This window comes from Kitasatospora sp. NPDC101447, assembly GCF_044767225.1.
Taxonomy (GTDB): domain Bacteria; phylum Actinomycetota; class Actinomycetes; order Streptomycetales; family Streptomycetaceae; genus Kitasatospora.
In genome coordinates this window covers 124,869-132,564 of record NZ_JBIWNL010000021.1, presented here as the reverse complement: position 1 = coordinate 132,564, position 7,696 = coordinate 124,869, and the positions used below count along the sequence as shown (strand labels likewise).

The window sequence follows — 7,696 nt, the reverse complement described above, 5'->3', positions numbered from 1 at the left end:
GCCTCCGCCCCCTGGTGGCACTTGTTTTTTTTCTGCTGCCGGCTAAATTCCTATTACTCGCCGCCGGCGGGGGGGGGGGGGGCGGGCGCGGCGCCCCCCCCCCACCGCTGTGTGCCCGTCAGGAGTTCCCGCCGCGGACCGCGTGCCGGATCAGCCCGGCTGGTCGGTGACCGCCACCGGGCGGCTCGGGTCGCTCGACCACTCGCTCCACGACCCCGGGTACAGCGTGGCCGCCAGACCCGCCACCTCCAGCGCCAGGATCTGGTGCGCCGCCGTCACCCCCGAGCCGCAGTACACCGCGACCTCCTGCTCCCCCGCGCCCAACGCGCGGAAGCGGGCCGCCAGCTCGGCCGCCGGACGGAACCGCCCGTCCGGGCCCACGTTCTCGGCCGTCGGCGCCGACACCGCGCCCGGGACGTGCCCGGCCCGCGGGTCCACCGGCTCCGTCTCGCCCCGGTAGCGCTCCCCCGACCGGGCGTCCAGCAGCAGACCGGCGCGCGCCCAGGCTGCGGCGCCGTCCGCGTCCACCGTCGGCAGCTGCCCGGGCACCGGCTTGAAGTCCCCCTCCACGGGCTGCGGAAGCTCGGTCGTCACCGGCAGCCCGGCCGCCTGCCAGGCCGCGAAGCCGCCGTCCAGCACCCGGACGTCCCGGTGCCCGGCCCAGCGCAGCAGCCACCAGGCACGCGCCGCCGCCATCGAGGCCGCGCCGTCGTACACCACGACCGGTCGCTGCGCGCCCACCCCGAAGCCGCGCATCGCCGCGCCGAACTCCTCCGGGTCCGGCAGCGGGTGGCGCCCGCCCAGGCCGGGCGCGCCGGGCGGGGCCGCGAGGTCCCGGTCCAGCTCGACGAAGTGGGCGCCGGGCAGGTGCCCGGCGCGGTACTCCTCGGCCGCGGTCGGGCCGCCCGGCGCGGCACCGACCAGCTGGTAGCGCACGTCCAGCAGCACCGGCGGACGGTTGGAGGCGAGCGCCTCCCGCAGCTCGGCCGCGGAGATCAGCGGAGAACCCTCGTTGTAGGTCGTCATGGCCGCCATTGTCGCGCAGCGCCACCCGGAGGCGCGGCGTACGGATCCGCGCCGGGCCCGACGAATCCACGGGACACGCCCGGGTCGCCGCTCTTTGTGGGGACTTTGCCGGACTTTCCGCGCGGCCCGAGGGTTGGGCGCCCGCCAGAGTGGAAGCATCACCCTCGCGCACGAGGATTTCCGTGCGCCAACCACCCACGAGGAGGCCCGCATTGCCCGCGGTGGAACTCCGACTGGCCCAGGGCACGCCCTGCTGGGTCAGCCTGCTGACCGACGACCTGTCCGGCGCCCGCGCCTTCTACGGCGAACTGCTCGGCTGGACGTACTCCCCGGGCCCCGGCCAGCTCGGCGACTACGTCCGGGCCGAACTCGACGGGGCACCGGTCGCCGGCCTCGGTCTCTCCACCGCCACCGGCTTCCCGGTGCAGTGGACCACCTACTTCGCCGTGGACGACGCCGACCGCACCGCCCAGTTGGTCCGCGAGTGCGGCGGCACCGTCGCCGTCGGGCCGCTGCAGGCCGAGCGCGCCGGGCGGATGGCCATCGCCTCCGACGTCTCCGGCGCCGTCTTCGGCCTCTGGCAGGGCGAGGAGCACCTCGGCCGGGAGGCCGGCACCGAGCCCGGCGAGCCTGCCTGGGCCGAACTGCTCACCCCCGACACGGAGGGCGCCGCCGTCTTCTACGCCGCGGTGCTCGACCGCCCGCTCCGGCCCGGTGCGGACGAGACCGCACTGCTCGTGCACGGCCGGCCGGTCGCCGGCATCCGGCACCGCGCCGACCTGCGCGGCCACCCGCCGCGCTGGCGCACCCACTTCGCCGTCCGCGACGCCGGCCTGACCGCCCGTCACGCCGTGGAGCTCGGCGGGCGGATCCTGGTCGCGCCGCACGACACCGCCCGCGGCCGGGCCGCCCGGCTGGCCGACCCGCAGGGCGGGCACTTCTCCGTGCTGGAGGCCGGCGCGTAGCGGGCCCGAAGGCGTAGCGGGTGCCGGCCCGGGAGCGTCAGGCCTGCTGCTCCTCGAAGGGCAGCACGTCCGGGGAGAGCACCGAGGCACGGGCCGTCGCGGCGGTCATGCGGCGGCGGTGGTGACGGCGGCACAGCACCTCGTAGCCGACCTCGTCGTCGCGCACCGAGATGTCACCGATCACGACCTGGGCGCCCTCGACCACCATCACCCCGCCGACCGTCCGGGCGTTGTGGGTCGCCCGCGCCCCGCACCAGCACAGCGCCTCGACCTGCAGCACCTCCACCCGGTCGGCCAGCTCGATCAGCCGCTGCGAACCCGGGAACAGCCGGGTGCGGAAGTCGGTGGTGATGCCGAAGGTGTAGACGTCGATGTCCAGTTCGTCCACCACCCGGGCCAGCTGGTCGACCTGCTCGGCGTCGAAGAACTGCGCCTCGTCGCAGATCAGGTAGTCCACCCGGCCGCCGGCCGAGAGCCGGTGCACCACGTGCGCGTGGAAGTCGAAGTCGTCCGTCACCTCGACCGCCTCGGCCCGCAGGCCCAGCCGGCTGGAGATCGTCGCGGCGCCCGCCCGGTCGTGGCGGGTGAGGATCACGCCCTTCCGGCCGCGCGCGGTGTGGTTGTGGTCCATCTGCAGCGCCAGCGTCGACTTGCCGCAGTCCATCGTGCCCGAGAAGAACACCAGTTCAGCCATGGGTGGAGCAGGGGCCTTTCACATCAGGGGAGTTCGGGCACAGAAGAGTCAAGGGACGGGCTCAGCCGCGGACTTCGAGCAGCGGCACGAACTGCTCGACCGGGGTCATCGAGCCGTGCAGCCCGATCATCGCGGATTCGCCGGGCTCGTTGCGGGAGGCGACGATCGCGATGTCGTCGCGCGCCGCGGCGACCACGTCGCCGATCCGTCCGTACACCCGCTCGTCCACGGCCGGGCCGAACCAGCCCGCCTCGACCGCCTGGTCCCGGGTGGCGACCCACATCCGGTCTCCCAGCACCTCGCTCCAGACCGCGTGCACGTCGGCCGCGGCGCCGGGCACCGCGTACACGTGCCGGGCCCGGCCCTCACCGCCGAGCAGCGCCACGCCGGCGCCCAGCTCCCAGTCCTCGTCGAAGTCGATCCGGTCCTCCGGCGCGATGTCGATCATGCCGTGGTCGGCCGTCACGTACATCGCCGAGCGCGGCGGCAGCCGCTCGGCCAGCCGGCGGGCCAGCCGGTCCACCGCGTCCAGCGTCATCCGCCACTCGTCGGAGTCCACCCCGAAGCGGTGGCCCGCACCGTCCAGCTCGCTGACGTACGTGTACACCAACGCCCGGTCGTGCTCGGCCAGCCAGGAAGCCGCCAGGTCCATCCGCTCCTCGCCGGTGGTGCGGCCGAGGAAGGTGCCGCCGGACAGGGCCACCCGGGTCAGCGGGGTCTGCGCGAACAGCGGGGACGAGACCTGCGCGGTGGCCACCCCGGCCCGGTGCGTCTGCTCGAACACCGTCGGGTACGGCTGCCAGGCGTGCGGCTCGGTCGGCGGCTGCCAGCGCAGCTGGTTCATCAGGTAGCCGGTGCCCGGCACCGCCACGGTGTACCCGGCCAGGCCGTGCAGGCCAGGCGGCGTCCCGGTGCCGACCGAGGCCAGCGAGGTCGCCGTGGTGGACGGGAAGCCCGCGGTCAGCGGACGGCCGCTGCCGCCCAGCGAACTCCCGGCCAGCGAGGACAGGAACGGCGCGTACTCGGGGTGGCGCAGCAGCAGCTCCCACCCCAGGCCGTCCACCAGGAACACCACCACCCGGTCCGCCGGGGCGATCGGCAGCGTCGCGGTGAACCCGGGAACGCCGAGGCCCGCCGCCACCGAGGGCAGCAGGTCGCACAGCGAACCGCTGCCGTACGGCGGCGCGGGGGCGGTGGCGGGGTCAAGGATCTCGAAGGCGTCGTAGCCGTCGGCAGGAACGAAGGACATGGAACCGGATTCGTAGCGGTCGGAGGCGGCGGCGGCGATCAGACCCGCGGGCTGTTGTCGATCGTCGCGTCGGACAGGGCCCGGGCGAACACCAGCGCCTGGGCCACCGTCTCCGGGCCGTCACCGGCCTCGCTCACCCGCAGCGAGAGGTCGTCGGCCGTCGCCGAGCCCGTGTAGCCGTGGTCCGCCTCGCAGTTCGGGTCCGAGCAGCCGGCCGGCTCCAGGTCCAGACGCTGCACCGCGCCCCAGCCGATCGTCAGCACCACCTCGCGCGGCAGCGTGCCCGGCGTGTACGTCTCCGGGTTCGCCACCATCCGGCTCACCACGACCGAGCCGATCCGGTCCAGCCGGACGCTCTCCGTCGAGGTCGTCGCGAACGGCACCGAGGGACTGCCCTCCGCCCCCGACTGCTCGTCGGTGTGGCTCACCACGAAGCGGGTCGGAGTCAGCACCAGCACCGTCACGTGCCGGCGGACCTCGTTGGCGTCGAACGTCGTCTCCTGGTGCACCAGGTAGGAGCTGATCGGCTCCGGGCCCACCGCGGACTCCACCGCCTCGGACACCAGGGCCGGGTAGTAGCCGCTGCGCTCGATAGCCGAGCGCAGGTCCTGAGTGGTGGTGGTACCGGTCTTCGCCATATCTCCATCCTGGCATGGTCCGCCGACGAAGCGGGCGGCACGGCGCCGAGCTTCGGACAACAGCGCCCGGGCAGGGCGCAACCAAGGAAGGTTACAGCGTGCTCATCGCGCGCGGGCCCAGATCGCTGCGGACCGGCAGGGGCGCGACCCGCACCCGCGCCCCCAGGATCGCCAGCCCGTGCGGGGCCACGACCACGGGTTCGAGATCCACCGAGGCGATCTCCGGAACGTCGTCCACCAGCTGCGACACCCTGAGCAGCAGTTCCTCCAGCGCGCCGGTGTCCACCGCCTCGGCGCCGCGCCAGCCGAACAGCAGCGGCGCGGCCCGCACCTCCCGGATCAACCCGGCGACATCCTGGTCGGTGGCCGGAACCAATCGGTGCGCCGTGTCGCCCAACAGTTCGGCCGGCGCGCCCGCCAGACCGAAGGAGAGGATCGCGCCGACCGCGGGGTCCACCATGGCGCCGATCACGGTGTCCACCCCGCGCGGCGCCAGCCGCTGCACCACCAGCTCGGCCTGCGCGGCGCCGCCGAGCAGCGCGTCCAGCTCGCGGTGGGCGCGGCGCAGGCCTGGCTCGCCGGTCAGGTCCAGCCGGACACTGCCCAGGTCGGGACGGTGGCGCAGGTGCGGGGCGGTCGCCTTCAGGGCCACCGGGTAGCCGAGCGAGGCCGCCGCCGCGACGGCCGCCTCCTCGTCCGGTGCGGGCAGCGTCGGCGAGACGTCGATGCCGTAGCAGGCCAGCAGCTCGCGGGCCGCGGCGTCCGGCAGGGTGATCCGGGCGCCACCGGGCTGGGTGCGCGTCGAGAGGGAGCGCCGCAGAGCGCCCCGATCGAGGGTGGTGGTGGGCGACGGGCGGGACCCGGCCCGGGCGCGCAGCACCGCCTCCACCAGGGTGCGGGCACCGGGCTCGTCGATCCGGTCCAGCTCGGGGACCCGCGCGGTCTCCTCCGCCTCGGCCGTCCGGCTGCGCCACTGCGCGTAGTGGACGGCGTGGGCGAGCGCGTGCACGGCCCGCTCGGGCGCCGCGTACGCGGGGATGCCGCCGGGACGCAGCCGGACCGGCAGGTCGGTGAGCGCCAGGTGGGCGAGCAGCAGCGGTTTGCCCAGCTCCTTGGCGCGCTGCCCCGCTTCGAGCAGGGCGGCGGCGATCTCCGGGTCGTCGGAGCCCATCTCGGGGTCGTCCTCGCCGGTGAGCCGGCCGCCCATGAAGGCGTGCGCGGAGGTGCCGATCGGCGGGATGGCGACGGCGATCACCGCGTCCACGGCGGGATCGGCGAGCGCGACGTCCAGCGCGATCCGGAAGTTCTCGCCGGTCGCGGCCGTGGTCAGGTCGACGGGGGTGCGCGGGCGCAGGCCGGCGCTCAGCAGGGCGTCGTAGGTGAGCAGGCCCAGGGAGTCCGAGTTGCCGACCACCGCGACCCGGTCGCCCCGCGGCAGCGGCTGCTGCGCCAGCAGCTCGCCGGTGTCGTACAGCTCGGTGATCGTCCCGACCCTGATGACGCCCGCCTGTTCGAACAGCGCGTCGACGGTCTCGTCGCGCAGGCCGGTGGCGGTGGCCGGGACGGCGTGGCCGGGCGGCAGGCTCCCGGTGTGCCGGGCGCCCTTGACCACCACGACCGGCTTGACGGCGGCCAGCCGGCGGGCGATCCGGGTGAACTTGCGCGGGTTGCCGAAGGACTCCAGGTACAGCAGGACGACCTGGGTGGCCTCGTCCTCGGCCCAGTACTGCAGGAGGTCGTTGCCGGACACGTCGGCGCGGTTGCCCACCGAGGCGAAGGAGGACACCCCGAGGCCGCGCTTGTGGGCGGCCTCCAGCAGGGCCACGCCGATCGCGCCGGACTGGCAGAAGATCCCGAAGCCGCCGCGGCCGGGCAGGCGCGGTGCGAGCGAGGCGTTCAGCGGGTTCGCCGGGTCGGTGTTGATCAGGCCGAAGGCGTTCGGGCCGATCACCCGCATCCCGGCCGCGCGGGCCTGGCGGACCAGCGCGCGCTGCCGGTCCCGGCCCTCCGGGCCGGTCTCCGCGTAGCCGGCGGTGACCACCACCAGACCCTGCACGCCGTGCGCGCCGCACTCGGCGACGGCGGCCGGGACGGCGCCCTCGGGGACGGTGATCACCGCGAGGTCCACCGGTCCGGGGATCTCCAGGATCGAGCGGTGCACCGGGACGCCGTCCAGTTCCGTGCCGGGCGGGGCGTTGCGGTTCACCGCGTGGACCGGGCACTCGGCCGGGGCGCTGCCCAGCAGGTCGCGCAGGATCGCCCGGCCGACCGTCTGCGGGGTGCGGGAGACCCCGATCACCGCGACCGAGCGCGGGGTGAGCAGCCGCTGCACCGAACGCGCCTCGGCGCGGTGCTCGCGGGCGCGCATCACGGCGAGCGAGCGGTCGGTCTGTTCGAGGTCGAACTCCAGGTGCACCACGCCGTCGGCGAAGCTGCGGCGCTGGGTGTAGCCGGCGTCGGTGAAGACCTTCACCATCTTCCGGTTCTCCGGCAGCACCTCGGCCTGGAAACGGCGGATGCCGCGCTCCTGCGCGACGGCCGCGATGTGCTCCAGCAGGGCCGAGGCCACCCCTCGGCCCTGGTGGGCGTCCTGCACCAGGAAGGCCACCTCGGCGTCGGTGCCGGTGGCGGAGGGACGGCCCTCGGCGTCGATCCGGTCGTAGCGGACGGTGGCGATGAAGTGGTCCCGGACGACCACCGCGAGGCCGACCCGGTTCACGAAGTCGTGGTGGGTGAAGCGGCGGACGTCCTTGTCGGAGAGCCGGGGATAAGGGGCGAAGAAACGGAAGTACTTGGACTGTTCCGAGACCTGCTCGTAGAACTCCACGAGGCGCCCGGCGTCGGCGGGCGTGATCGGCCGGATCCGGGCGGTACCACCGTCGCGCAGCAGGACGTCGGCCTCCCAGTGCTGCGGATAGTCCGGTTGCTGCTCGGGGTTCACTGCCGCGGGGTCGTCCACATTCGTCAGGTTATCCGGCACCGGGCCGGATGGCGCCGGATGCGTGCCCACGGCAGGGTGGACGGGACCAATGGCCCGGGGTTTATGCCCCGAAAAGAAACAATCACAACTCCTGAACGCCGCGGCTCGCCGGGCCGTCTGCGTGCAACACTGGTCTAGACAACA

Annotated in this window: 6 protein-coding genes; 1 reads left to right on the top strand and 5 read right to left on the bottom strand. The window is 74.5% G+C overall.

The window, feature by feature from the left end; translation table 11 throughout:
- Positions 1 to 150: 150 nt before the first annotated feature.
- Positions 151 to 1,026, bottom strand: a complete 876-nt coding sequence (locus ACIRST_RS26880; RefSeq protein ID WP_402804911.1) for a sulfurtransferase — start codon at positions 1,024 to 1,026, stop codon at positions 151 to 153.
- Positions 1,027 to 1,247: 221 nt separating this feature from the next.
- Between ACIRST_RS26880 and ACIRST_RS26875 the strand changes: the two genes are divergently transcribed.
- Positions 1,248 to 1,991 carry a VOC family protein gene (locus tag ACIRST_RS26875; RefSeq protein WP_350523409.1) on the top strand — a complete coding sequence of 248 codons (744 nt, stop codon included), beginning with the start codon at positions 1,248 to 1,250 and terminating at the stop codon, positions 1,989 to 1,991.
- Between the two features lie 37 nt (positions 1,992 to 2,028).
- Here ACIRST_RS26875 and ACIRST_RS26870 read toward each other — a convergent pair whose 3' ends face one another.
- From ACIRST_RS26870 to ACIRST_RS26855, 4 genes are all read right to left on the bottom strand, one after another.
- On the bottom strand, positions 2,029 to 2,685 hold the full coding sequence (locus tag ACIRST_RS26870) for a thymidine kinase (protein ID WP_350523323.1): 657 nt from the start codon (positions 2,683 to 2,685) through the stop codon (positions 2,029 to 2,031).
- A gap of 61 nt (positions 2,686 to 2,746) precedes the next feature.
- Positions 2,747 to 3,934 (bottom strand): alkaline phosphatase family protein, encoded by a 1,188-nt coding sequence (locus tag ACIRST_RS26865; protein ID WP_402804910.1) that lies wholly within the window; start codon positions 3,932 to 3,934, stop codon positions 2,747 to 2,749.
- 38 nt (positions 3,935 to 3,972) lie between these two features.
- The gene (locus ACIRST_RS26860; RefSeq protein WP_350523325.1) at positions 3,973 to 4,572 is read right to left on the bottom strand and encodes a DUF5998 family protein; all 600 of its coding nucleotides are present in this window, start codon (positions 4,570 to 4,572) and stop codon (positions 3,973 to 3,975) included.
- Positions 4,573 to 4,663: 91 nt separating this feature from the next.
- Positions 4,664 to 7,531 carry a GNAT family N-acetyltransferase gene (locus ACIRST_RS26855; RefSeq protein WP_396549731.1) on the bottom strand — a complete coding sequence of 956 codons (2,868 nt, stop codon included), beginning with the start codon at positions 7,529 to 7,531 and terminating at the stop codon, positions 4,664 to 4,666.
- Between the last annotated feature and the right edge of the window lie 165 nt (positions 7,532 to 7,696).

What these genes read in the sequence shown, in the direction of transcription:
- ACIRST_RS26880 (WP_402804911.1), bottom strand. Translation starts at nt 1,026, where the DNA reads ATGACGACCTACAACGAGGGTTCTCCGCTGATCTCCGCGGCCGAGCTG.
- ACIRST_RS26870 (WP_350523323.1), bottom strand. Translation starts at nt 2,685, where the DNA reads ATGGCTGAACTGGTGTTCTTCTCGGGCACGATGGACTGCGGCAAGTCG.
- ACIRST_RS26865 (WP_402804910.1), bottom strand. Translation starts at nt 3,934, where the DNA reads ATGTCCTTCGTTCCTGCCGACGGCTACGACGCCTTCGAGATCCTTGAC.
- ACIRST_RS26860 (WP_350523325.1), bottom strand. Translation starts at nt 4,572, where the DNA reads ATGGCGAAGACCGGTACCACCACCACTCAGGACCTGCGCTCGGCTATC.